This is a genomic window from Ruegeria sp. EL01, from assembly GCF_900313035.1.
Lineage (GTDB): Bacteria > Pseudomonadota > Alphaproteobacteria > Rhodobacterales > Rhodobacteraceae > Ruegeria.
In genome coordinates, this window is record NZ_OMPS01000003.1 from 135507 (window position 1) to 158490 (window position 22984).

The window sequence follows — 22984 nt, forward strand, 5'->3', positions numbered from 1 at the left end:
TCAAACTCAAATAACTTGAAGTAAATTCAGAAAGTTTGAAGTATGGCGATCAAAGTTGAGATGCTGCGCTGCTTTTGTACAGTCGCTCAGACGGGCAACCTTGGTGAAGCGGCAGATCGGCTTGGCCGCACGCAGTCTGCAGTTTCGATGACGTTGAAGCAGCTTGAAGATCATCTGGGCAAAAAGCTGTTTGAGGGTGAAAGAAAGAACACCCTGTCTCCGATGGGCAAGCAAGTGTTTGATCTGGCGCTGAAACAGGTGCGGGAATTCGATCAGGCGGTGCAAAGTATCGAGGCCGCAGCAAAAGCCGAACATGGGTTGATCCGGGTTGTATCTGTTCCGTCCGTCGGGGCGCTGGTGTTTCCGGCCTTGCTGGATCACATGACAACCCGATTCCCCGGCCTGAAGATTGAGCTGCGCGACGCAGACACTCAACAGGTTCTGGACGCAGTTGCTGAGGACAAGGCCGATATCGGAATTGCATCCGGCGAACATCCGCTGAACGGGGTCAGGGCGGTCCCGTTGTTTGAAGATCGCTTTGGTCTGGTGGCGGCGTCGGACCACCCGCTGATAACACGGGCCGAGTCACCCAGAATTTCAGACCTGTTGACCACGCGTTTTATTCGAAACGCATTGTGTGACTTTATCCAGTCTCCTGATTTCAAGGCCGTGCTGGAAAGCTCGGAAATCGCCATACACAATACGCATTCACTGATCACGATGGTACGGACCGGCCAATGGGCCACTGTGTTGCCGCAGACCGTTGCGCAGGTCATTCCAGACTCGACTGCCTTTCGGCCGCTCGCGGACCTGCCGGACAAAAGGCAGGTATATCTGTATGTGCGCGAGCGGGCGCGGTTCAGGGATCTGACCGAGGCTTGCAGTTCGTTCATTTTATCCCAAACGTTTGATTAACGCTTCCACGCCGCCTGCGATGGGCCTGGTGCCATCAGTTTATCTGTTGGGCTGCCCGCATTTCGAACCAGGCAACGGCTTGAGGCCGAAAAACTTTGGGCAGATCAGAAAGTTAAAGCGCCAGCTTGCGGCCACCCTGCCAGACTTTTTCCAACGTCCCGGAGGCGCCAATGTGCAAGATGTCTGCCTTGGCATCGGGACAAATTCTTCCAAGTTGATCCTGCCCGATCAGATCAGCGGGCTGGCGGCTCGCCATCTCCAGCGCCTGCGACAACTCCAGATCAACCAGTTCCGAGATGTTCCGCACGGCATCCAGCAACTCAAGATGGGCCCCAGCCAACGTTCCGTCTGCAAGCGTCAGCCGATCACCGCTGCGGTGAATTTCCCGCCCATTCAGCGTGAAACTTTGGATATCCGATCCTGCAGTTGCCATCGCATCGCTGACCAGAAACACGAAGCCCGGCCTCTGCTTTGCGCTGAGCGCATTCTTCATCGAGGCTGGATGCACATGGATCGAGTCTGCGATCAAGCCAGCGGATAAACCACCCAACGCCAGGGCCGCCCCGACTGTGCCGGGTTCACGGTTTCCCATTTGGCTTTGCGCATTGAACAGATGTGTGACGCAGCGCGCGCCCGCGTTCGCGGCCGCCTGACAGGCATCAAAGCTTGCATCTGTATGGCCCAGCGACACCAGGATGCCAGCGTCTGCCATCGCCCTTATTTGGGCATTGGATACGCTTTCTGGCGCCACGGTGACTTTCAGAACTGGCAGCTGCGCCGCAGTTTCCAGAAGCATGTCCAGATCTGACTGCTCCATCAGACGTATCAGCGCGGCGTCATGCGCCCCCTTCCGCGACACAGACAGGTGAGGCCCCTCAAGATGCAGGCCCAGGATGCCCGGAACACCTTCTGCTATTGCGGAAATTGTCGCCGTTACTGCGCGTCTCGTCACTTCGGGTGTATCTGTGATTAACGTGGGCAGGATCGAGGTGGCCCCAATTCTGGCATGAGCCTCTGCCATCACGCGCAGAGTCTCGATCTTAGGCGCATTGTTTAGCATCAGGCCACCGCCGCCATTGACCTGAAGGTCGACAAATCCGGGCGCCAAAAGGCCACCCTCGACATTCGTGACCTCAGCGTCCGGGCCGATCTTCAAAACCGGCATCACAGCCTCTATCTGACCGTCGCGATGGAGTAACGCGTGGTCTTGGACCACGCCTTCCGTGGTCAGAATATTGGCCCCGGTGATGGCTTGAAGCGCGGTGCTCATACGGTTTCAGTGACCTTCTTAAGATGGCGCGGCGCGTCGGGATCGATCCCCCGAGAGGCTGCGAAGGCTTCGACCATAGAGTAGAATGAGACAATCAGGCTTAACGGATCTGTCAGGGCATGGTTTGTGCGCACATGGTCCACCCTGACCGCCTGCTTCACCTTGTCAGTCGTCGCAAACACACGCGCGCCTTTGGCGCTGATCGCGTCGGCGACCTCTGACAGCGGCAGCTCTGCGGCATCTGCGGCCGCAAAACCCAGAACGGGAAACCCGTCTTGTACGATCGACACTGGCCCGTGCAAAACCTCGGCTGACGAATAGCTTTCGGCATGCAGTTGGCAGGTTTCCTTGAACTTCAAAGCAGCCTCATTCGAAACGGCTAAAGCTTGTCCCCGCCCCAAGGTGAACAGCGACGAGCTCTCACCAATTGCAGCCCGCACTTCTGGCCAGTTGATTTTGGTGGCAGCGTCCAGTTGCTGTGGCAAAGCCCGGATCGCAGACAGCAGGGCCGCGTCCTTGCTCCACTCAGCCAGGAGCCAGAGACCGGCCACGGCCGATGTCACAAAGGTTTTGGTTGCCGCGACGCTCAGCTCGGGGCCCGCCTGAATGTCGATTGGATATGTGCTGGCTTCTGCCAAAGGGGACTGAGCGTCATTTGTCAGCGCTACAGTCATGGCCCCATCGCGCCCTGCATTGCGTGCCATCGCCAGAATGTCGGGGCTTTTCCCGGACTGAGATACAGACAGACACAGCCCGCTTTGCAACTTCAAGACGGAATCATAGACCGACCCAATCGAGGGGCCTACCGAGGCGACTGGAACACCCAGGACAATTTCGGATGCGTATTTCAGATAGGTGCAGACATGATCGGACGAGCCGCGCGCAACTGTCACGATGAAGGTCGGGTCAAGCTCTCGCGCGACGTTGGCAACAGCCGAGATATCGACCTGCCCATGCGTCAGCAACCGTTCAACGGCTGCGGGTATTTCGTCGATTTCCCGGCGCATCCGGGTGATCTGCTGTTGCATAATTTGTCCTAGCTGTTGGCCAAACGTAGCTCTGCCACAAAGTCGTAGGCATCGCCGCGATAGATAGAGCGGGTGAATTCGACAACCCGGCGGTTCGCCAGGTATGAGGTGCGCACGATGCGCAACCCGGCTGCCCCCGGCTCGACGCCAAGAAGCTCGGAATCCTCGCTTTCAAGATTGACTGCAGAAATCCTCTGCAATGCCCGAACGGGCCGATTTCCATCACGCCCTAAAACTTCATAGAGAGACGATTCGACAAGCTGCGGTTTCGGCAAGATATCGATCGGCAGCGAGGCGCGTTCGATTGCCATTGGCCGATCATTGGCGCGCCGCAGGCGGGATATGCGCGCGACCGCTTCACCCGATGACAGTGCAAGGGCCATCACCTCTTCCGGTGAAGGGGTGTGAACGCCGCGTTCCAGCCATTCGCTGGAGGAATTCAGGCCACGGCGCGTCATGTCTTCGGTGAAAGATGTCAGTCGGGACAGGGATTGTTCCACCTTTGGAGTTCCGTCCGCGACGAAACTGCCTGACCCTTGACGCTGGACGATGATGCCCCGGTCGACCAGATCCTGCATTGCCCGGCGCACCGTCACCCGGGACAAGCCTGTCAGGTTGGCAATCTCTCGTTCCGCAGGCAGCGGCGCGCTTTCGCCCAGAAGACCTGTTTCTATGCTCTCTTCGATCCGCTTGCGCAGTCGCACGTACCGGGGTCCGGCGGCGTCCTGCATCCAGTCATCGGACTTTAGAAAGTTTTCGATGGTCTCTGTGGTCATACTGCACCCACCTTTGCGCGTTCTGCCAACCGGCGCGCCAATTGCAGCGCTCCATCAATTGCTGTTCCGTCCGGCTCTGTCAGGGCTGCGGCCATCTCGGTCGGCAGGTAGTCCTGATAGCAAGCCGCAACGCCGCCAACGGCGCAGATTGGATCCCCGTCAGAATGACCAAGCGCGCGCAGACCATCGGACAGGTAACCAGCGCCCTTTTGCATAAGACCCTGCGCCGTTAGGTCCCCCGCCTTGGCAGCGGAAATGATATCGGGCGTAAAATCTGCGATTTCTGCGGGGCGTGCAGCACCCGAGAACGCAACAATTTGTGCGGGATCATCGCCGAAACGCGTGCTGATGTCTTGCGTCAATGGGCTGTGGGGCTGAATTCCATCCATGGCGAGCAACACGGATCGCAACAGCTGTTTGCCAAGCCAGTGGCCTGATGCTTCATCGCCAATCACCGGGCCGTAGCCGCCGATAAACCTGATTTGACCGTCAAGTTGGCGCGCCAGAAACGATCCAGTCCCGACACCGATCAGACAACCGTTCTGTGACCCCAATGCGCCGACAACTGCTGATCTGCGGTCATCCTCAACTTCGGCAACCCGTGACGGCAACCGGCTTGCAACCTCGGATGCCACCTGCGAGTCTGTGACGCCAGCAAGGCCTGCATAAACGGGAATGTCCGCCAGGGCGGTCTGTGGCAGGCCCGCCAGATCCATCAACTTGGTCAGACCGGCTTCCAATGTTTGGATCGCCGACTCGCGGTTCGAGAACACGTTGGCACTGCCCAACGTCACCTGCAGCAGGCCTGCGGGTGTGGTCATGGCAAATCGGCAGCGCGTGCCGCCGCCGTCAATTGCAATGAGATATGGGAAGGACTCAACCATATAGATACCTTTACAATACCTTTTGATCGAAAAAAAGACCTTTGCAGAGAAATATCAGTGAAATGTGGAAAAGACTGCGAAAATAGGGAAAATATCAAGACCTGTGTAGACAAAAGGTATTGCATAGGTATTATATGGCATACCAGAGGGGAATCACATGCTGCCGCAAACTGAAATGCTGGGTGAGGGAGTTGAGGGATTGGACTTGCGTTCCGATGCCGACGTGCTCGCTTGTCTGCTGGACGCACAAAAGACTGCGTTGAGCGGTCTGGACGGTTGTCTGGCCGAGCTGTCTCGGGGCGCCTCACTTCTTGCGGAAGCGATCCAGAATGGTGGTCGCATTCACTATGTTGCTGCCGGATCTTCAGGGTTGATGGGTCTTGCTGATGGCGCGGAATTGCCAGGCACTTACGGCCTGTCTCCCGAGTCCATCTCAATTTCAATGGCTGGCGGGATTCCGACTGGTGCGGAAATGCCGGGCCATACCGAGGATGATGCCGATGCAGCCAAGGCGGCGTCGGCAGGGGTTAGGTCGGGGGATGCGGTGATTGCCATATCCGCCAGCGGCTCCACCCCCTTTCCGCTTGATTTTGTGCGCCACGCCCGCAATGCCGGTGCCAAGATTATCTGCATAGCAAACAACAAAAGCGCCCCTCTATTCGAGCAGGCCGACTGCGCAATTTTTCTGAACACACCACCAGAGCTGATTGCCGGATCCACCCGAATGGGGGCCGCCACTGCACAAAAGGTGGCGTTGAACATGATGTCGACGCTGATGGGTATTCGGCTGGGTCATGTACACGACGGCATGATGGTGAATGTTGTCGCGGACAATCGCAAATTGCGCCAACGCGCCGAAGGTATAATCAAAAAGATTGCGGGTGTTTCTGATGCCGAGGCGAGCCTGGCATTGCATAACGCCGCAGGCAATTTGAAGCAGGCCATTTTGTTGGCGGCAGGCGCAACCACTGTAACGCAGGCGGAACAGATGCTGACCCGGTCGGGTGGGCATCTGCGTCCTGCGCTTGAACAACTGTGAACGAAAATAAACACTAGGGAGAGAAGACCATGAAAAAGACATCGCTAAGCGCAATTTTGCTGGCGTCATCGGCCCTGGCCGGTGCAGCGCAAGCTGAAACGGTTCTGACAATCGAAAGCTGGCGCAATGATGACCTGGCGCTTTGGCAGGAAAAGATCATTCCGGCTTTTGAAGCGCAAAACCAGGATATCAAGATCAAATTCTCACCATCTGCCCCGGCAGAATACAACGCAGTATTGAATGCCAAGCTGGATGCGGGCTCTGCCGGTGATCTGATCACTTGCCGACCGTTTGATACATCTTTGGGTCTTTATGACGCCGGTCATCTGGCCAACCTGTCTGATCTCGGTGGTATGGCCAATTTCTCGGACGTCGCGAAATCCGCATGGCAGTCCGATGATGGCTCGGCCACATTCTGTGTTCCGATGGCGTCTGTGATCCATGGTTTCATCTACAACAAAGACGCTTTCACCGAATTGGGACTGTCCGTTCCGGCGACCGAGGCGGAATTCTTTGAAGTGCTGGGCAAGATCAAAGAAGACGGTAACTACATCCCGATGGCTATGGGCACCAATGACCAGTGGGAAGCGGCCACGATGGGCTATAACAACGTTGGCCCGAACTACTGGAAAGGCGAAGAAGGCCGTCTGGCTTTGATCGACGGCTCGCAGAAGCTGACGGATGATGCATGGGTTGCACCTTATCGCCAGTTGGCCAAATGGGGTGAGTATCTGGGCGACGGGTATGAAGCACAGACCTATCCCGACAGTCAGAACCTGTTCACACTGGGTCGGGCCGCCGTCTATCCAGCGGGCAGCTGGGAAATCAGCGGTTTCAACAATCTGGCTGATTTCGAGATGGGTGCCTTCAAGCCGCCGGTTCCGAATGCAGGCGACGATTGCTATATCTCGGATCACACGGACATTGCCATTGGTATGAACGCCGCCTCTCCCAATGCCGAGGCTGCCCGGACCTTCCTTGACTGGGTTGGGTCAGAAGAATTTGCAACGATCTATGCAAACGCCCTGCCGGGCTTCTTCTCGCTGTCGAATTTCAATGTGGCCATGGAGGACCCGCTGGCTCAGGAATTCGTCAGCTGGCGCGGCGAGTGTGGGTCGACCATCCGTTCGACCTATCAAATCCTGTCGCGCGGAACGCCGAACCTTGAAAACGAAACCTGGAACGCCTCGGTTCAGGTGATCAAAGGTGAAGAAAGCCCCGAGGATGCAGGCAAGCGGCTGCAGGATGGCTTGGCTACCTGGTACGCGCCTCATCAATAATCCACCACTCACTTGAAACCGGTTCCGGCCAGAAGGCCGGAACCACTCCGAACCGTAGAGGCACGTTATGGGCAGCAGCCGTATCAAATGGCACATCGTGGTTTTTCTTGCGCCCGCAGTGCTCGTCTACTCGGCCGTTATGGTCTTTCCGCTTTTCAATACATTGCGCCTGGCGCTGTATACCGAGGTCGATCAGACCCGCGTGTTTGTCGGGTTGGACAACTTCCGCACCTTGTTTGGGGACCCGCTGTGGTCTGATGCGTTCTGGAATGCCTTGGGGAACAATTTCTGGTTCTTCTTCATCCATATGCTGGTTCAAAATCCAATCGGGATCGTTTTGGCTGCCATGCTGTCCCACCCGCGTTTGCGATTTGCGGCCTTCTACCGATCCGCCATCTTTATCCCGACAATCCTGTCATTTGTGATCGTTGGCTTTGCCTGGAAACTGATCCTGTCTCCAATCTGGGGTATTGCGCCGGACATGTTGTCCGCGATCGGGTTGAAATCCCTTTATGCGCCCTGGTTGGGCAAGGAAGAATACGCGCTGACCACGCTGGCGTTGGTCTCGGTTTGGCAATTCATCGGTATCCCGATGATGCTGATCTATGCCGCGCTTCTGTCGATTCCCGAAGAAATTCTGGAGGCAGCCGAGGTTGAAGGTATCACCGGTCTGGCCGCGTTCTGGAAAATCAAACTGCCGCTGATCCTGCCATCGATCGGCATCATTTCGATCCTGACGTTTGTTGGCAATTTCAACGCGTTTGACCTGATCTATGCCGCACAGGGCGCGCTGGCGGGGCCGGATTTCTCGACCGATATCCTTGGCACCTTCATGTACCGCACCTTCTTCGGGTTCCAGCTGCAATTGGGGGATCCGCATATGGGGTCGGCCATCGCAACCGGTATGTTCTTCATCATCCTGGCAGGGGTCTGCATGTATCTGTTCCTGATCCAGACCCGCATTCGCCGGTATCAGTTCTGAGGGAATGATCATGAACAAAGCCCGCAGAAATCCGTTCAATATTGCCGCCATGCACGGCGCGCTGATCCTGTACACATTGATCGCGCTGTTCCCGGTCTTTGTGATCGTGATCAACAGCTTCAAATCCCGTAAGGCGATCTTTCGCGAGCCGCTGGCTTTGCCTGACGCCGACACGTTTTCGATGATCGGTTACCAGACGGTGATGAAACAGGGGGACTTCTTCCTGTACTTCCAGAACTCGATGATCGTGACGGTGGCATCGCTGTTCTTCATCCTGTTGTTTGGGGCGATGGCGGCTTTTGCGCTTAGCGAATATCGGTTCAAGGGCAATACTTTGATGGGTCTCTATCTGGCGCTGGGCATCATGATTCCGATCCGTATCGGCACGGTTGCGATCCTTGATATGATGGTGGCAACGGGGCTTGTGAACTCGCTGATGGCGTTGATCCTTGTTTACACCGCGCAAGGTTTGCCGCTGGCCGTATTCATCCTGTCCGAGTTCATGCGCCAGGTCAGTGACGATCTGAAAAACGCAGGCCGCATTGACGGGCTGAGCGAATACACCATCTTCTTCCGGCTGGTTCTGCCGCTGGTCCGTCCGGCCATGGCAACTGTGGCGGTGTTCAACATGATCCCGATCTGGAACGACTTATGGTTCCCGCTGATCCTGGCCCCGGCAGAAGAAACCAAGACGCTGACACTGGGCAGCCAGGTCTTCATCGGACAGTTCGTCACGGACTGGAACGCGGTTCTGTCTGCGCTGAGCATGGCGATCCTGCCGGTCATGGTTCTGTACGTGATATTCTCGCGGCAACTGATCCGCGGCATCACCTCAGGGGCGGTCAAATGATCCGGGTTCTGATCGCGGGTCTGGGCAATATGGGCCTTAGCCACGCGCTGGCGCATCACCACCATTCCGACGCGGAAATTGTTGGCGTGGTGAACCGATCAGGTGAGGTCAGTCACGCCGACCTGCGGGGCTATCCAGTCTACACCGATTTCCACATCGCACTGGCCGAGACCAAACCGGACCTAGCTGTGATTGCGACCTATTCGGACAGCCATGCTGATTATGCCTGCGCGGCGATGGAAGCCGGCGCGCATGTGTTCGTCGAAAAGCCGCTGGCAACGACGGTTGAGGATGCTCGTCGTGTTGTGGCCAAAGCAGTTGAGACCAATCGTAAGCTGGTCGTTGGGTACATCCTGCGCCACCACCCGTCCTGGATGCGGTTGATTTCCGAGGCGCGCGATCTGGGCGGGCCATATGTCTTTCGCCTGAACCTGAACCAGCAATCGACTGGCCCGACATGGGAAACTCATAAGGCGCTGATGCAGACCACTTCCCCCATCGTCGATTGTGGCGTCCACTATGTCGATGTGATGTGCCAGATCACAGATGCGCTGCCCATACGTGTGAACGGAATGGGTCTGCGCCTGTCTGACGAAATTGCGCCGGATATGTACAATTACGGCCAGTTCCAGGTGGTGTTCGAAGATGGCTCGGTCGGTTGGTACGAGGCCGGATGGGGCCCGATGATGTCTGAAACGGCGTTCTTCGTGAAAGACATCGTCTCACCCAACGGTGCCGTGTCGATCACCGAAGGCAACAAGGGTGACTCGGATGATGTGGACGGCCACACCAAGGTTGGGGGCATTCTGGTCCATCGACCTGACGGAGACACCCTGATCGAAATGGACGGCGAACCGGGTCATCAACAGCTGTGCGACGCCGAGCAGGCCTACATGCTGCAGGCGATTGCCCAAGACATCGACCTGACTCGCCATATGAGCGACGCAGTGCAATCGCTGCGCATCTGCCTTGCCGCTGACGAAAGTATACGAACCGGCCAGCCGGTCGACCTGAAGGAGACATGACGTGACCGCCCTGACGCTGAGCAATGTGTGCAAGTCCTTTGGACAGGTGGACGTTCTGAAGAACATCGATCTGACCGTTGAGGAAAACGAATTCGTCGTGTTTGTCGGCCCGTCGGGGTGCGGTAAATCAACCCTTCTTAGGGTGATTGCCGGGCTGGAAGACGCCTCGTCCGGCACGGTTGAAATCGACGGCCAGCAGGTCAATGACGTGCCACCCGCCAAGCGCGGGATCGCCATGGTGTTCCAATCCTACGCGCTCTATCCGCATCTGACCGTGCGGGGCAACATGGTGCTGGGCCTGAAACAGGCGGGTCATCCCAAGGATGAGATCGAGCGGCGGATCGCTGAGGCCAGCCGGATGCTGTCGCTGGAACCCTATCTGGACCGTCGCCCGGCCGAGCTGTCCGGCGGACAGCGTCAACGGGTCGCCATTGGGCGCGCAATTGTGCGCAATCCCAAACTGTTCCTGTTTGACGAGCCGCTGTCCAACCTCGACGCGGCGCTGCGCCTGAATACACGGGTCGAGATTGCCAATCTTCACCGTCAGCTTGACGCCAGCATGATTTACGTGACCCACGATCAGACCGAAGCAATGACGCTTGCCGATAAGATCGTTGTTTTGCGCGATGGCCAAGTTGAGCAGATCGGCAGCCCGATGGAACTATACAACGACCCGGCCAATCGCTTTGTCGCCGAATTCATCGGATCGCCCGCGATGAACTTTGTGCCTGCGGATATGATTGGTGGCAACAAAGGGACGTTTGTTGGCATTCGCCCGGAATACGCTCAGCTTGGTCAGACCGGGCAGATAAACGGCACTGTGATCCATGTTGAAAAGCTGGGCGCGGATACAAATGCAATGATCAATATTGGCACTGACAAGCCCTTTACGGTTCGTGCCTTTGGCCAGCACGACGTCTTGCCCGGAGCGGAAGTTGGTATCAGCTTTGATCAGGCCAAAGTGCTGTCCTTTGGCGAGGACGGGAAAAGGCTTTAAGCCAAGCCCTGCGTTAGATCGAGAACAATAGAAAGCCTTGGGTGGATCAGGTCCGATACACTCAAGGCATTTCGTGATGCCTGAACCAATTGTCTTTTGGGGCTTGCTCGAATAACAGGCGCAGTCAATTTGTCAATATATCCGTCATTTAGACGAATCAACAGTTGATTTCGTCAAGATTGGCCCTCTGAAACGGACGCTTGCTGCTTCATTCTTTCAAAAAACAGGAAAAGGAGGCACGCAATGTCGTGGAATGTATGTGTCGTTGGGGCTGGCAAAATCGGGCAGATGATTGCCACTTTGCTGAGAGGCTCACCAAACTACAGCGTCACAGTCGCGGATCATGATCTGAAAGCGCTGGGCGAGATCGCCAAATTGGGCGTCGCCACGAAACAGATCGACGCCAAGGATGCGGATGGGCTGGCGCAAGGTCTGACCGGATTTGATGCGGTGATTTCTGCTGCGCCCTTTTTTCTAACACCAACAATCGCCAAGGCGGCCAAAGACGCGGGCGCGCATTACTTTGACCTGACCGAGGATGTGGCCGCCACCAACGCCGTCCGTGCCCTTGCCGATGACAGTGAAACGGCGTTTATGCCGCAGTGCGGGTTGGCGCCGGGCTTTGTGGGGATTTCTGGCGCGTCGCTTGCGGCGGAATTCGATGAAATCGACAGCCTGCATATGCGTGTGGGGGCGCTGCCTCTCTATCCGACCAACGCATTGAAATACAATCTGACCTGGTCAACCGACGGGCTGATCAATGAATACTGCAATCCTTGCGATGCCATCGTGAATGCTAAGCTGGTCAAAACAGCACCGCTGGAGGATTACGAAGTTCTGGGCCATGACGGCGTAGAATACGAGTGTTTCAATACCTCAGGCGGTCTGGGCACCTTGCCTGAAACGTTGGACGGGCAGGCACGCGCCGTATCCTATCGCTCGATCCGGTACCCAGGGCATTGTGATATCTTGAAGCTGCTGCTCAAGGATCTTGGCCTCGAAAACCGTCGCGACCTGTTGAAAGAGATTTTCGAATCTGCCCTGCCACGCACCGATCAGGACGTTGTGTTGGTCTATTGCACCGCCAAAGGCCAGATCGACGGCGAGCTGCGAGAGAAATCTCTAATCAACAAGTCCTTTGCCCGCACGATCAACGGACAAGTTTGGAGCGCTATCCAGGTCACCACCGCCGCGGGGGTGCTGGGCGTGGTTGATCTGATGCGCACCGGCGCATTACCGGCCAGCGGCTTTGTTCGGCAAGAACAGGTCAAGCTTTCCGATTTCCTGAACACCGAGTTTGGCCAGCTGTACCGCGCTGGCGATGTGACCCAACAAAACAAGGCAGCTTGAGACATGAAAGACGTTGTAATGACTGCAGAAACTATCTTTGCAAAACTGGACATGACCGCAGCGGAACTGACCGGCGGCACATTGCGGGTGACCTCGCCCATCGACGGCGACTTGCTGGCCGAAGTACATGAAACACCGATCAGCGACATGGACGCGGTATTTGCCTGCTCCAAGGCGGCCTTCAAGGCGTGGCGCATTGTTCCAGCCCCGCGCCGGGGTGAACTTATCCGGCTGCTGGGCGAAGAATTACGTGCAGCCAAAGACGATCTGGGTGCGTTGGTCAGTTGGGAGGCGGGTAAGATCACCTCCGAAGGGCTGGGTGAAGTGCAGGAGATGATTGATATCTGCGACTTCGCCGTCGGCCTGTCGCGCCAGCTTTGCGGTTTGACCATCGCCTCGGAACGCCCTGGCCACCGGATGATGGAGACCTGGCATCCTACGGGACCCGTAGGTGTGATCTCGGCCTTCAACTTCCCGGTTGCGGTCTGGTCCTGGAACGCAGCTTTGGCTTTGGTGTGCGGTGATCCGGTGATCTGGAAGCCGTCCGAGAAAACACCGCTGACCGCGATGGCCTGTCAGAAGATTTTTGAGCGTGCTTTGGTCCGGTTTGGTGATGCGCCAGAAGGTCTGTTGCAAACGCTGATTGGCGGCGCTGCGCTGGGCGAGGCGCTGGTTGCCAGCGAGGACGTGCCGGTCATTTCCGCCACCGGCTCCACCCGTATGGGCCGTGCGGTTGCCCCAATCGTGGCGCAGCGGTTTGGCAAGTGCATTCTGGAACTGGGTGGCAACAACGCGATGATCGTCGGCCCGTCTGCCGATCTGGAAATGGCTGTGCGCGCCATTGTGTTTTCCGCCGTTGGCACCGCAGGACAGCGTTGTACCACATTGCGCCGGCTGATTGCTCACAACTCGATCAAAGACGAGTTGGTCGCGCGCCTGAAAAAGGCCTATGCCGGTTTGCCGATCGGTGATCCGCTGGCAGAAGGCACATTGGTCGGACCGCTGGTGGATGAGGCGTCGGGTGCTGCAATGACCGCAGCCCTGAAATCCGCCGAATCCGAGGGCGGGTCAGTGTTCGGCGGCAATCGTGTGACCGAAGGTGTACCTGCTGGCGTTTACATGGAACCGGCTATTGTCGAAATGCCCGGACAATCCGCCACTGTGAAGACCGAGACGTTTGCCCCGATCCTGTATGTCATGGGCTATGACGATTTTGATGAGGCCTTGGAAATTCAAAATGACGTGCCTCAGGGTCTGTCGTCTTGTGTCTTTACCCTGAACATGCGCGAGGCCGAGCAATTCCTGACGGCCGCTGGTTCGGATTGCGGTATCGCCAACGTCAATATCGGTCCCTCGGGCGCTGAAATTGGTGGCGCGTTTGGCGGCGAGAAAGAAACCGGCGGTGGGCGCGAAAGCGGATCGGATGCGTGGAAGGCCTATATGCGTCGTCAGACAAACACGGTGAATTACTCGGCCGAATTGCCACTGGCGCAGGGTGTCAAATTCGATATCTGAAGAAACTTCGGGCGGCGTGACCTCACGCCGCCGGAAGTCTCGCGGTCAATCGGAAAACAGATAGTCCAGCCGCATCACAGCCTGGGCTTTTTCGGGCGCTATCCCCAAAAACTTGCTGATGATCGCTTCGTTTTCAGCGCGACCCGCTGTTTCGCGAATGCGCAGATAGCCGTCAAACTCGGCGTTGCGGATCTGTTCAGATTCATACGCCAGATCATTGCGGAGTGTGGGCAACAGGCGCGATACGGTTTCTGACGGGCTGTTTTCACCGGCCAATCCGACGCGCCGCGCGTGGCCGATCAAATACTCGTCCGAGTATTCGCATTCGATCTCCAGCACTCGCGTTTTGGCTTTGTCACTGCAAAAATCGCGGATGATGTCCAGATTAGCGGGATCCAGGCATAAAACCAGCCGGTCCGTCGCAAACCCTTCGAACAACATGCGAACGACAGACCGCCTGTGTCTGGACCGTTTCGTCAATGTCGTCTCGATCCCGCCAAGATCCGGCAGCGGGGTATCTTGTTCGTTGAACAGATATTCGACACACGGAATATCCGTTTCAGACGCAATCTGATCCACCAGCCGTTTGGCAACATGCCACTTCTTGCAGACAACCAGAAACAACTCACGCTCTGGTCCCAGTGTGTTTTCAGTCTCCCAGAACCGCTGGCCAAACCTGCGACCAACACGCCCCCGTCCTGTCAGGAACGCATGCAGATTGCGGCCCTCGTTCGAAATTGGAAAATCAACACCCTCGCTGGCGTATAGCACCCCTAGTCGGTCCTTCAGCTCATGCGCCTCGGGGCTGATCTTGCGGGCGAACAAGTAGTCCTGCCCCAACAGCATGTCGTAGTGGTCATTGTAGAACGTGACAGGCATTCCGTAGTCCGAGAACATCAGGAAGGTGGGTGTGCGGTTTTCGATTTCACCTTTGGGGATCAGGTGGCGAACGAGTGTTTGAAAAAACGTCTCATCCGGGATCCAGGTGGTCGAGAAAAACCGGATCACATCGCGGCGCTGGTTCAGAAAATCCAGAATCATCTCGATGGTTCTGCGGCGCAGGCACCACCATTGGCTGCCGATCATCATCTGAATGTCTTTGGGGATGTCCCGGGTCAGACTGAACCGTTTCTGCATCTCGAAAGACGCGTAGAACCGGCCGCCTTGTGTGCGTTCGTTAAAATAATGCCGATAGATCAGGCGGTCTTCCTTCATACCGGTCTTGATCCAATTGCTCTCGAAGAAGTCATGGCTTTCGATGAAGTCCATGTCGTTCTGGTCAAGGAACTGATGCGCGTACTCAGCTGTCTTGATTGCCATGCAATCACCGGAAAGCATGTAGAAATGCGTGGCGCGGGGAAAAGCGTCAACTGCGGCCTGCAGGGCGTTTAGCGTGGCTTGAACCAGCGACCATTCCCCCCAGCCACATTTAATGCGCTTGAGGGCGAAGGTGACGTTCGGATTGTCCTTCAGCGCACTGCGGATGCGATCATAATCCGCGGCATTGGCGCGGGCGTCGAAGTGAATCGCCATGCAATCCCCGACCGCAGTTAGCTGCTCCGCCTGCGCTATGATCGCATCGGGGTCTTTGTGGCACAGCAAAATATAGGCAATCTTTGCCATGACGTTTACGCAATTTCCGTTTCTGCCCGTTTCCAACCGTGATACTGAGGATGAACGATTGAATAAACAGATTATTTTTGGTTCTTTGGTCTCAAATGCTGGCACGTCCAATTTAGACCCGGCCAGTAAGGAGGCGCAGCAGATGGGTTTTCCCGGTACCTGGATGACCGAGAGCGAGAGCATGGTTTACCGTGTGGTGCCGAAATGTGCTTGCTCGACCATTGGTCAGATCATGTATTTTTCGGATCATGGTCAGTTTTTTGACGGCGACATTCATGATGCCAAAGGCGGTATGCACAAATGGGCGTTTGATCAGAGTCAGGGCTTGATTTCCACAAACGTGCGCAATCACGCATCGTTTTCCTTCACTTGCGTGCGCAATCCTTACACGCGAATCCTGAGTTCATTTTTCGACAAGATCTGTGGCATCCAGCGCAACGGTAAAAGATACCGGGGCAATCTGGTGCCGACGCTGATTTACAACTACGGGATCGAAGTTGGTGGCGACGATGGCAAAGGTGAATTCGACCAGATCGCCAGTTTCCGCCGATTTTTGCTGTTTGCGCGCGACACGATCCGGTGGCGCAGGCCCATGGATCCGGACATTCATTGGTCTGCCATGTCGGGCCACGTCTCGACCTTCATCGTGAATGGTGGGCAGTATGATAGAATCTTCTGGACCGAGAAATTCAATGACGGCATGCAAGGTGTTTTGGACAAAACCGACACTCAGCATGCGATAGCCTTGTCAGATATTCCTCGCTTCAACGAATCTGAAGGGCACGGGCCCAAGCGAGCGCATGCTGTCGAAGATTATTTCGACGACCTGTCGATGCATCTGGTCTATGAGATCTACAAACAGGATTTCGAGCTGTTCAAATACGATTTTCATGACCCCTCCAACAAAATGCCAATTGGCGAGATTGATCTGGACGAGGTTCACGCCAAATTGGGCGACTGATCGCAGGCGAACTCTCCCGCCCATCGTCAATGTCTCTTGCGAGCCATCTCCTCTGGTTGGGCCCGGGAGCGTTTGGGTTTGAATACTTCAGGAACCGACCCGCTGTGACAGCGGGTCGGACTGTTCAAAGCTCTCGAACGGCACCTTTTGCCGCGCTGGTCGTCAGCTTGGCATAGGCTTTGAGCGCAGTAGAGACCTTGCGCTTTCGCGGTGCCGCAGGAACCCAACCTTTTTCGTCCTGAGATTTGCGCCGCGCCGCAAGGTCTTCATCAGATACCGCAAGATGGATCGTGCGGTTGGGGATATCGATTTCGATCCTGTCGCCGGTTTGCACCAGTCCAATCTCGCCACCTTCGGCGGCTTCGGGGGAAACATGACCGATCGACAAGCCCGACGTGCCGCCCGAAAAACGGCCATCGGTCAACAGGGCACAGGCTTTGCCGAGGCCTTTGGATTTCAGGTACGAGGTCGGATACAACATCTCCTGCATCCCTGGTCCGCCGCGCGGACCCTCGTAGCGGATGACGACAACATCCCCCTCTTTCACCTTACCCGTCAGAATATCGCTGACAGCCTGATCCTGGCTTTCGCACACATAGGCCGAGCCGGTGAACTTCAGAATGTTCTCGTCGACACCAGCCGTTTTCACGATGCACCCATCGCGGGCGATGTTGCCGAACAGGACAGCAAGGCCGCCATCCTGACTAAACGCATGCTCCTTAGAGCGGATCACCCCGCCTTCGCGGTCTGTGTCAAGTTCTTTGTACCGGTTGGACTGGCTGAACGCCTGTGTGGTGCGGACGCCGCCCGGTGCAGCTTTGAACAGATCCTGGGCCCTTGGGTTGTTGGCGATTTTGATATCCCAATTGGCGATGGCCTCGGCCATCGTGGGCGAGTGGACCGTGCTGCAATCATCGTGAAACAATCCGGCACGGCTCAGTTCTCCTAGGATCGAGAATATGCCGCCCGCACGGTGGACATCTTCCATATGCACGTTCTCGGTATTGGGCGCGACCTTACACAGACATGGCACCTTTCGGCTGAGCCGGTCCATGTCAGTCATGGTGAAATCGACATTGCCTTCATAGGCGATGGCCAGCAGGTGCAGGACCGTATTGGTCGATCCACCCATGGCGATATCCAGACTCATGGCGTTCTCAAACGCTTCGAATGTGGCGATCTCGCGCGGCAAGAAGCCTTTCTCATCCAAATCATAGTGGCGCTTAGTGATTTCGACAATTCTGCGCCCGGCTTCCAGGAACAGCTCTTTACGGTCCGCATGGGTCGCCAGAGTCGAGCCGTTGCCCGGCAGGGCCAGACCCAGCGCTTCGGCCAGACAATTCATTGAGTTCGCGGTGAACATGCCCGAGCATGATCCGCAGGTAGGACAGGCGTTTTCCTCGATATGCTGGACCTGCTCGTCGGTGAATCTGTCGTCAGCGGCGGCCACCATCGCGTCGACCAGATCGATCTTTTTCGCATCCAGATCGGCGATGTCGATCTTGCCAGCTTCCATCGGGCCGCCCGAAACAAAGATCGCCGGAATGTTCAGGCGCATCGCGGCCATCAACATGCCCGGGGTGATCTTGTCGCAGTTCGAAATGCAGACCATCGCGTCAGCACAATGCGCGTTGACCATATATTCGACGCTATCCGCGATTACCTCGCGCGAAGGCAGAGAATACAGCATGCCGTCATGGCCCATGGCGATGCCGTCATCCACCGCGATGGTGTTGAACTCTTTGGCGACACCGCCCGCGGCCTCAACCTCGCGCGCGACCATCTGGCCCAGATCCTTCAGGTGGACATGGCCCGGTACGAACTGGGTGAACGAGTTGACGATGGCGATGATCGGTTTGCCGAAATCGTCATCGCCCATACCAGTGGCGCGCCACAAGCCACGGGCACCGGCCATGTTGCGGCCATGGGTGGAGGTTCTGGATCGGTACAATGGCATGATGCTGTTTCCCTTTTGCCCTACCTACGGTATTTGGGTGCGTATGTTATAGCGCACGTACCATATGTGCGTTATAACGTACAAGGAAATTCGCAGGGCACTGGCATGGAAACATCGGCTGAAACAGGCGAAATCACGCTAAAATTGAGGGATGTTCGGGCAGCCTCGGGGTTGAGTCTGTCGAAAGCTTCAGATTTGACAGGGGTCAGCAAGGCGATGCTGGGTCAGATCGAACGTGGCGAATCAAGCCCGACAATTGCCACTTTGTGGAAGATCGCCAAAGGGTTTCAGCTGCCTCTCTCTGCGCTGATTGGAACGTCTGTTTTGCGTGATTCCTCAGATGCGGGTGTGTTTCGAACGGTGACTTTTCCGGGCAGTATCGAGGTCAAAATCGTCTTTCCCTTTGATCCGGTTCTGGGGGCCGAGACCTTTCACGTCGCCTTGACCCCGAACCAATGCCACGAATCGCCGGCCCATGCTGCCGGAGTGACCGAAGAGGTTTTTGTCCTTGATGGCGCCCTCGACGTTTTGCGCGATGATGAATGGGTCCCGTTGCAGGCGGGGCAAGGTTTGCGATTCTCGGCCGATGTCGCACACGGGTACCGCGCCGGGCAAACAGGCGCGATGTTCCTGAATATGCATCACTACGGGCAAACGGCTGCCCAAGAGCCGGTGACCTGAACCAAATTCCCAATTGCTGAATTGATAATGAGGGCTACGGATGGCTGCTTTTTTTGACACGCTGACCTGGGCAGATGCCATCGGGTCGTTTGGTGCGTTGGTTGTGGTCGGGGCCTATTTCGCAACTCAGATGCGTATGATGAACTCCGATGATCTGGCCTTTCCGGTTGTTAACCTGATGGGGTCCATTCTGATCGTCTATTCCCTTCTGCAGAACTTCAACCTAGCTTCGATGCTGATCGAGAGTTTCTGGATCGCAATTAGCTTTATCGGGATTATTCAGCATTTCAGGCCACGCCGCGCCGAATGAGAACGTTAACAGTTCCATCCAGCCTTGAATACGCATCCGCCCAAGTATAGGGAAACCCTGCGTGTTAAGGGGAGGCGTTGATGCTGGACGATCCAAAAACCCTGGTGTCTACCGAATGGCTGGCCGCTCATATGAAAGATCCGGATCTGCGGATTCTGGACGGGTCGTGGTATCTGCCGCAACAGCAGCGTGACGCCAAGGCCGAGTATGACGCGGGTCATATCCCCGGCGCTCGGTTTTTCGATATCGACGACATCTCCGATCATCGGTCCGAGTTGCCGCATATGGCGCCACCGGTCGAAAAGTTCATGTCGCGCCTTCGGGCAATGGGCGTGGGCGATGGTCATCAGGTCGTGGTCTATGATGGTGCCGGTCTTATGTCGGCCGCGCGCGTTTGGTGGCTGTTCCGCCTGATGGGACAGGAAAACATCGCCGTTCTGGACGGTGGCTTGCCCAAGTGGGCGGCTGAAGGGCGTGAAATCGAGGATCTGCCCCCGGTCATCCGGGACCGCCATATGACGGTGCGTGTTCAAAACCACTTGGTGCGGGATGTGACGCAGGTCTCTGCCGCGGCCAAGCTGGCTGACCATGAAATCATCGATGCCCGCTCGGCGGGTCGTTTCGCCGGCAAGGACACAGAGCCGCGCGAAGGCTTACGTTCGGGCCACATCCCTGGGTCCCGCAATGTGCCTTTTGGCACGCTTATGAACAAGAATGGCACGATGAAGTCACCCGACGACTGCCGGAGTGTGTTCGAGGCCGCCGGTGTGGACCTGTCGAAACCGGCCATTACATCCTGTGGATCGGGTGTGACGGCTGCGATCCTCAGCCTTGCGCTTGAACGCATGGGCAAGAAAGATCACTCGCTTTATGACGGCTCCTGGGCTGAATGGGGTGCGTTCCCAACCCTGCCCGTCGCTACCGGAGAGACCTGATGTTCGAAAACCTCAAACCGCAGCCTGCCGACAAGATTTTGGCGTTGATGCAGATGTACCGCGAAGACCCGCGCGATCAAAAGATCGACTTGGGCGTGGGCGTCTACAAGAACGCTGAGGGCATCACCCCTGTGATGCGCGCGGTGAAAGCCGCCGAAAAGCGCATTTTGGAGGAGCAGGACAGCAAGGCCTATACCGGTCTGGCTGGTGATCCCGCTTATGCGGATGCGATGATCGGTCTGATCCTTGGCATATCGGTTCCGCGCGGCAACATCGCCGCCGTGGCCACTCCGGGCGGTACAGGCGCCTGCCGTCAGGCGTTTGAGATGATCCGCATGGCCAACCCCTCGGCCCGGGTGTTCGTGTCGAACCCGACCTGGCCCAACCACCTGTCGATTCTGAACTATCTGGGGATGGAGAAGGTCCAGTATCGCTACTTCGACAGTGAAACCCGGGGCGTCGATTTCGACGGCATGATCACCGATCTGAAAACCGCCAAAGCTGGCGATGTTGTGCTGTTGCATGGCTGCTGCCACAACCCGACCGGCGCCAACCTGAACCTTGTGCAGTGGCAAGAGGTCGTGAGCGTTATCAACGAGCTTGGCCTCGTGGCGATGATCGACATTGCCTATCAGGGCTTCGGCGATGGACTTGAGGAAGACGCCAAGGCGACCCGTCTGATCGCATCATCGGTCAAGGAATGCCTGATCGCTGCTTCCTGTTCCAAGAATTTTGGTGTCTATCGCGAGCGCACCGGCCTTTTGATGGCGATCAGCGCCGACGCCGGGCAGACAGCTTTGAACCAAAGCACATTGGCGTTTCTGAACCGCCAGAACTATTCCTTCCCGCCCGATCACGGCGCGCGCGTGGTCACCACGATCCTGACCGACCCCGCCCTGCGGGCCGACTGGGAGGCCGAGTTGGAAGAGATCCGCCTGTCGATGCTGGGCCTGCGACAGCAACTGGCGACTGAGCTACAACGCCACAGCGGCTCGGACCGGTTCGGCTTTGTCGCGCAGCATCGCGGCATGTTCTCGCGCCTTGGCGCGGCCCCGGAACTGGTCGAGAAGCTGCGGGCTGATCACGGCATCTATATGGTCGGTGACAGCCGCCTGAACATCGCCGGCTTGAATGCGACAACAGTGCCGATTCTGGCCAAGGCGATTGTGGAAGTTGGCGTTTAAAGGCTGATCTCTTCAGCAACAAAAGGAAAACCCGGGCGAGAATGCCCGGGTTTTTTTGTTGCATTGTTTCAGGTCTTAGCCTTTGGAAAACTCGGGATAGGCTTCCATACCCAGTTCGGCCATATCCAGACCGTTGATCTCGTCCTCTTCGCTGACGCGGATGCCGACGGTGGCCTTCAGGATCGACCACAGGATCAGTGCGCCGACAAAGGTGAACACTCCATAGGCCGCGATGCCCATCAACTGTGTGCCCAGGCTGGCCTCACCGTAGAAAATCACGGCGATGGTGCCCCAGATACCGGCAAACAGGTGAACCGGGATGGCACCGACAACGTCGTCGATCTTGAATTTGTCCAGCATCGGAACCGCAAAGACCACGATGATACCACCAACTGCACCGATCCACAGGGCACCGAACAGGGTCGGGGCCAGCGGCTCGGCGGTTATCGACACCAGACCGGCCAGCGCGCCGTTCAGCACCATGGTCAGGTCGGGTTTTTTGTACAGAAGCTGGGTCATGATCAACGCGGCGACTGCGCCCGCTGCTGCGGCCATGTTGGTATTGGCAAAGATGCGCGACACATCAGATACGTCGCCCACCGTGCCCATCGCCAGCTGCGAACCGCCGTTAAAGCCGAACCAGCCCAGCCAAAGGATGAACGTCCCCAAAGTGGCCAGCGCCAGGTTTGAACCGGGCATCGGGTGGACCTTGCCGTCCTTATACTTGCCGATACGCGGGCCAAGGATGAGACAGCCCGCCAGAGCGGCCCAGCCACCGACCGAATGCACAACAGTTGAGCCAGCAAAGTCAGAGAAGCCTGCTTCGGACAACCAGCCGCCGCCCCACTGCCACGAGCCGGAAATCGGGTAGAGCACACCGGTCAGCACGATCACGAAGATCAAGAAGGGCCACAGTTTGATCCGTTCCGCCACAGCACCCGATACGATCGAGGCGGTTGCGGCAACAAATACCAGTTGGAAAAAGAAGTCCGAGCCAATCGACGCGTAGTCCAACGCCGCTTCGGCTGGGTCTACGCCCACAGAATCCAGCGATGTAGTCGAGAAAAACGGGCCGACCCAGCCTGTGATGGTCCAGGCATCGCCGGGGTACATCAGGTTGAAGCCGATCAGCCAGTACATGATCGCGGCAAAGGAAAACAGCGCCACGTTCTTGATCATCTGCATGGCAACGTTCTTTGACCGCACCAGCCCGCCTTCGAGCATGGCAAAACCAGCGGCCATGAAAAACACCAGAAAACCCGCCATCAAGAACAGCAAGGTGGTGAAGATGTATTGTGTATGCAGCGCAGCTTCGCCGGTTGCGGCGTCCTCTTGCGCGAGACCCATCTGCGGCAACACGATGATCGCAGCAGCAGGGATGAGAGATTTCATCGGGTTCATTGTCAGTCCTCGAATGATGTG

21 protein-coding genes are annotated in these 22984 nt (G+C 56.8%); 14 read left to right on the forward strand and 7 right to left on the reverse strand.

The annotated features are described in order from the left end of the window. Positions 1 to 42: 42 nt before the first annotated feature. Positions 43 to 915 carry a LysR family transcriptional regulator gene (locus D9K61_RS02255; protein ID WP_120631632.1) on the forward strand — a complete coding sequence of 291 codons (873 nt, stop codon included), beginning with the start codon at positions 43 to 45 and terminating at the stop codon, positions 913 to 915. 112 nt (positions 916 to 1027) lie between these two features. Here the strand turns inward: D9K61_RS02255 and nagA are convergent, their stop codons facing one another. Genes nagA through D9K61_RS02275 form a run of 4 tightly spaced genes read right to left on the reverse strand, consistent with a single transcriptional unit; the run spans position 1028 to position 4873 of the window. Beyond that, positions 1028 to 2185 carry an N-acetylglucosamine-6-phosphate deacetylase gene (gene nagA / locus D9K61_RS02260; protein ID WP_120631633.1) on the reverse strand — a complete coding sequence of 386 codons (1158 nt, stop codon included), beginning with the start codon at positions 2183 to 2185 and terminating at the stop codon, positions 1028 to 1030. Next, a complete protein-coding gene (locus D9K61_RS02265; RefSeq protein WP_120631634.1) occupies positions 2182 to 3213 on the reverse strand; it encodes an SIS domain-containing protein in 1032 nt (343 codons plus the stop codon). The genes nagA and D9K61_RS02265 overlap by 4 nt, the downstream gene beginning before the upstream one ends. Before the next feature lie 8 nt (positions 3214 to 3221). Then, the gene (locus D9K61_RS02270; RefSeq protein WP_120631635.1) at positions 3222 to 3989 is read right to left on the reverse strand and encodes a GntR family transcriptional regulator; all 768 of its coding nucleotides are present in this window, start codon (positions 3987 to 3989) and stop codon (positions 3222 to 3224) included. Further along, positions 3986 to 4873 (reverse strand): BadF/BadG/BcrA/BcrD ATPase family protein, encoded by an 888-nt coding sequence (locus D9K61_RS02275; RefSeq protein WP_120631636.1) that lies wholly within the window; start codon positions 4871 to 4873, stop codon positions 3986 to 3988. Before D9K61_RS02275 ends, D9K61_RS02270 begins: the two co-directional genes overlap by 4 nt. A 157-nt stretch (positions 4874 to 5030) precedes the next feature. Between D9K61_RS02275 and D9K61_RS02280 the strand changes: the two genes are divergently transcribed. The 8 genes from D9K61_RS02280 to D9K61_RS02315 all read left to right on the forward strand — a co-directional run bounded on the left by D9K61_RS02280 (position 5031) and on the right by D9K61_RS02315 (position 13911). Further along, positions 5031 to 5912, forward strand: coding sequence for an N-acetylmuramic acid 6-phosphate etherase (locus tag D9K61_RS02280; protein WP_120631637.1), 882 nt, complete (start codon positions 5031 to 5033; stop codon positions 5910 to 5912). Between the two features lie 29 nt (positions 5913 to 5941). Then, complete coding sequence (locus tag D9K61_RS02285; RefSeq protein ID WP_120631638.1) at positions 5942 to 7192, forward strand: ABC transporter substrate-binding protein; 1251 nt, start codon at positions 5942 to 5944, stop codon at positions 7190 to 7192. A 67-nt stretch (positions 7193 to 7259) separates the two neighbouring features. Continuing rightward, entirely contained in the window at positions 7260 to 8174 is a 915-nt protein-coding gene (locus D9K61_RS02290) for a carbohydrate ABC transporter permease (RefSeq protein ID WP_120631639.1), read from the forward strand. A gap of 10 nt (positions 8175 to 8184) precedes the next feature. Then, positions 8185 to 9024, forward strand: coding sequence for a carbohydrate ABC transporter permease (locus D9K61_RS02295; protein WP_120631798.1), 840 nt, complete (start codon positions 8185 to 8187; stop codon positions 9022 to 9024). Next, positions 9021 to 10049, forward strand: coding sequence for a Gfo/Idh/MocA family protein (locus tag D9K61_RS02300; protein ID WP_174235072.1), 1029 nt, complete (start codon positions 9021 to 9023; stop codon positions 10047 to 10049). Before D9K61_RS02295 ends, D9K61_RS02300 begins: the two co-directional genes overlap by 4 nt. A gap of 1 nt (position 10050) precedes the next feature. Next, positions 10051 to 11046 (forward strand): ABC transporter ATP-binding protein, encoded by a 996-nt coding sequence (locus D9K61_RS02305; protein ID WP_120631640.1) that lies wholly within the window; start codon positions 10051 to 10053, stop codon positions 11044 to 11046. A 243-nt stretch (positions 11047 to 11289) separates the two neighbouring features. Then, positions 11290 to 12396, forward strand: a complete 1107-nt coding sequence (locus D9K61_RS02310) for a saccharopine dehydrogenase family protein (protein WP_120631641.1) — start codon at positions 11290 to 11292, stop codon at positions 12394 to 12396. 3 nt (positions 12397 to 12399) lie between these two features. Then, positions 12400 to 13911: an aldehyde dehydrogenase family protein gene (locus D9K61_RS02315; RefSeq protein ID WP_371688444.1), complete on the forward strand. Its 1512-nt coding sequence runs from the start codon at positions 12400 to 12402 to the stop codon at positions 13909 to 13911. A gap of 45 nt (positions 13912 to 13956) precedes the next feature. On the opposite strand, the gene D9K61_RS02320 is transcribed toward D9K61_RS02315, so the two are convergent. Further along, positions 13957 to 15534, reverse strand: coding sequence for a DUF5928 domain-containing protein (locus D9K61_RS02320; protein WP_120631642.1), 1578 nt, complete (start codon positions 15532 to 15534; stop codon positions 13957 to 13959). Between the two features lie 142 nt (positions 15535 to 15676). On the opposite strand from D9K61_RS02320, the gene D9K61_RS02325 reads away from it, so the two are divergent. Then, positions 15677 to 16495 carry a sulfotransferase family protein gene (locus D9K61_RS02325; RefSeq protein WP_120631801.1) on the forward strand — a complete coding sequence of 273 codons (819 nt, stop codon included), beginning with the start codon at positions 15677 to 15679 and terminating at the stop codon, positions 16493 to 16495. Positions 16496 to 16619: 124 nt separating this feature from the next. Here D9K61_RS02325 and ilvD read toward each other — a convergent pair whose 3' ends face one another. Then, a complete protein-coding gene (gene ilvD, locus D9K61_RS02330; protein ID WP_120631643.1) occupies positions 16620 to 18452 on the reverse strand; it encodes a dihydroxy-acid dehydratase in 1833 nt (610 codons plus the stop codon). A gap of 105 nt (positions 18453 to 18557) precedes the next feature. Here ilvD and D9K61_RS02335 point away from each other — a divergent pair, with 105 nt between their 5' ends. The 4 genes from D9K61_RS02335 (at position 18558) to D9K61_RS02350 (ending at position 21562) form a co-directional block, all read left to right on the forward strand. Beyond that, complete coding sequence (locus tag D9K61_RS02335) at positions 18558 to 19133, forward strand: helix-turn-helix domain-containing protein (RefSeq protein WP_120631644.1); 576 nt, start codon at positions 18558 to 18560, stop codon at positions 19131 to 19133. Between the two features lie 40 nt (positions 19134 to 19173). Then, the gene (locus D9K61_RS02340; protein ID WP_120631645.1) at positions 19174 to 19443 is read left to right on the forward strand and encodes a hypothetical protein; all 270 of its coding nucleotides are present in this window, start codon (positions 19174 to 19176) and stop codon (positions 19441 to 19443) included. 80 nt (positions 19444 to 19523) lie between these two features. Further along, the gene (sseA, locus tag D9K61_RS02345; protein WP_120631646.1) at positions 19524 to 20378 is read left to right on the forward strand and encodes a 3-mercaptopyruvate sulfurtransferase; all 855 of its coding nucleotides are present in this window, start codon (positions 19524 to 19526) and stop codon (positions 20376 to 20378) included. Further along, the gene (locus D9K61_RS02350) at positions 20378 to 21562 is read left to right on the forward strand and encodes an amino acid aminotransferase (RefSeq protein WP_120631647.1); all 1185 of its coding nucleotides are present in this window, start codon (positions 20378 to 20380) and stop codon (positions 21560 to 21562) included. Before sseA ends, D9K61_RS02350 begins: the two co-directional genes overlap by 1 nt. 75 nt (positions 21563 to 21637) lie before the next feature. On the opposite strand, the gene D9K61_RS02355 is transcribed toward D9K61_RS02350, so the two are convergent. Next, positions 21638 to 22963 carry an ammonium transporter gene (locus D9K61_RS02355; RefSeq protein ID WP_120631648.1) on the reverse strand — a complete coding sequence of 442 codons (1326 nt, stop codon included), beginning with the start codon at positions 22961 to 22963 and terminating at the stop codon, positions 21638 to 21640. Positions 22964 to 22984: the final 21 nt, after the last annotated feature.

Coding starts and splice junctions, on each gene's coding strand:
- sseA (WP_120631646.1), top strand. CDS start 19,524: ATGCTGGACGATCCAAAAACCCTGGTGTCTACCGAATGGCTGGCCGCT.
- D9K61_RS02255 (WP_120631632.1), top strand. CDS start 43: ATGGCGATCAAAGTTGAGATGCTGCGCTGCTTTTGTACAGTCGCTCAG.
- D9K61_RS02280 (WP_120631637.1), top strand. CDS start 5,031: ATGCTGCCGCAAACTGAAATGCTGGGTGAGGGAGTTGAGGGATTGGAC.
- nagA (WP_120631633.1), bottom strand. CDS start 2,185: ATGAGCACCGCGCTTCAAGCCATCACCGGGGCCAATATTCTGACCACG.
- D9K61_RS02335 (WP_120631644.1), top strand. CDS start 18,558: ATGGAAACATCGGCTGAAACAGGCGAAATCACGCTAAAATTGAGGGAT.
- ilvD (WP_120631643.1), bottom strand. CDS start 18,452: ATGCCATTGTACCGATCCAGAACCTCCACCCATGGCCGCAACATGGCC.
- D9K61_RS02275 (WP_120631636.1), bottom strand. CDS start 4,873: ATGGTTGAGTCCTTCCCATATCTCATTGCAATTGACGGCGGCGGCACG.
- D9K61_RS02295 (WP_120631798.1), top strand. CDS start 8,185: ATGAACAAAGCCCGCAGAAATCCGTTCAATATTGCCGCCATGCACGGC.
- D9K61_RS02265 (WP_120631634.1), bottom strand. CDS start 3,213: ATGCAACAGCAGATCACCCGGATGCGCCGGGAAATCGACGAAATACCC.
- D9K61_RS02290 (WP_120631639.1), top strand. CDS start 7,260: ATGGGCAGCAGCCGTATCAAATGGCACATCGTGGTTTTTCTTGCGCCC.
- D9K61_RS02355 (WP_120631648.1), bottom strand. CDS start 22,963: ATGAACCCGATGAAATCTCTCATCCCTGCTGCTGCGATCATCGTGTTG.
- D9K61_RS02340 (WP_120631645.1), top strand. CDS start 19,174: ATGGCTGCTTTTTTTGACACGCTGACCTGGGCAGATGCCATCGGGTCG.
- D9K61_RS02350 (WP_120631647.1), top strand. CDS start 20,378: ATGTTCGAAAACCTCAAACCGCAGCCTGCCGACAAGATTTTGGCGTTG.
- D9K61_RS02320 (WP_120631642.1), bottom strand. CDS start 15,534: ATGGCAAAGATTGCCTATATTTTGCTGTGCCACAAAGACCCCGATGCG.
- D9K61_RS02310 (WP_120631641.1), top strand. CDS start 11,290: ATGTCGTGGAATGTATGTGTCGTTGGGGCTGGCAAAATCGGGCAGATG.
- D9K61_RS02300 (WP_174235072.1), top strand. CDS start 9,021: ATGATCCGGGTTCTGATCGCGGGTCTGGGCAATATGGGCCTTAGCCAC.
- D9K61_RS02315 (WP_371688444.1), top strand. CDS start 12,400: ATGAAAGACGTTGTAATGACTGCAGAAACTATCTTTGCAAAACTGGAC.
- D9K61_RS02285 (WP_120631638.1), top strand. CDS start 5,942: ATGAAAAAGACATCGCTAAGCGCAATTTTGCTGGCGTCATCGGCCCTG.
- D9K61_RS02270 (WP_120631635.1), bottom strand. CDS start 3,989: ATGACCACAGAGACCATCGAAAACTTTCTAAAGTCCGATGACTGGATG.
- D9K61_RS02325 (WP_120631801.1), top strand. CDS start 15,677: ATGGGTTTTCCCGGTACCTGGATGACCGAGAGCGAGAGCATGGTTTAC.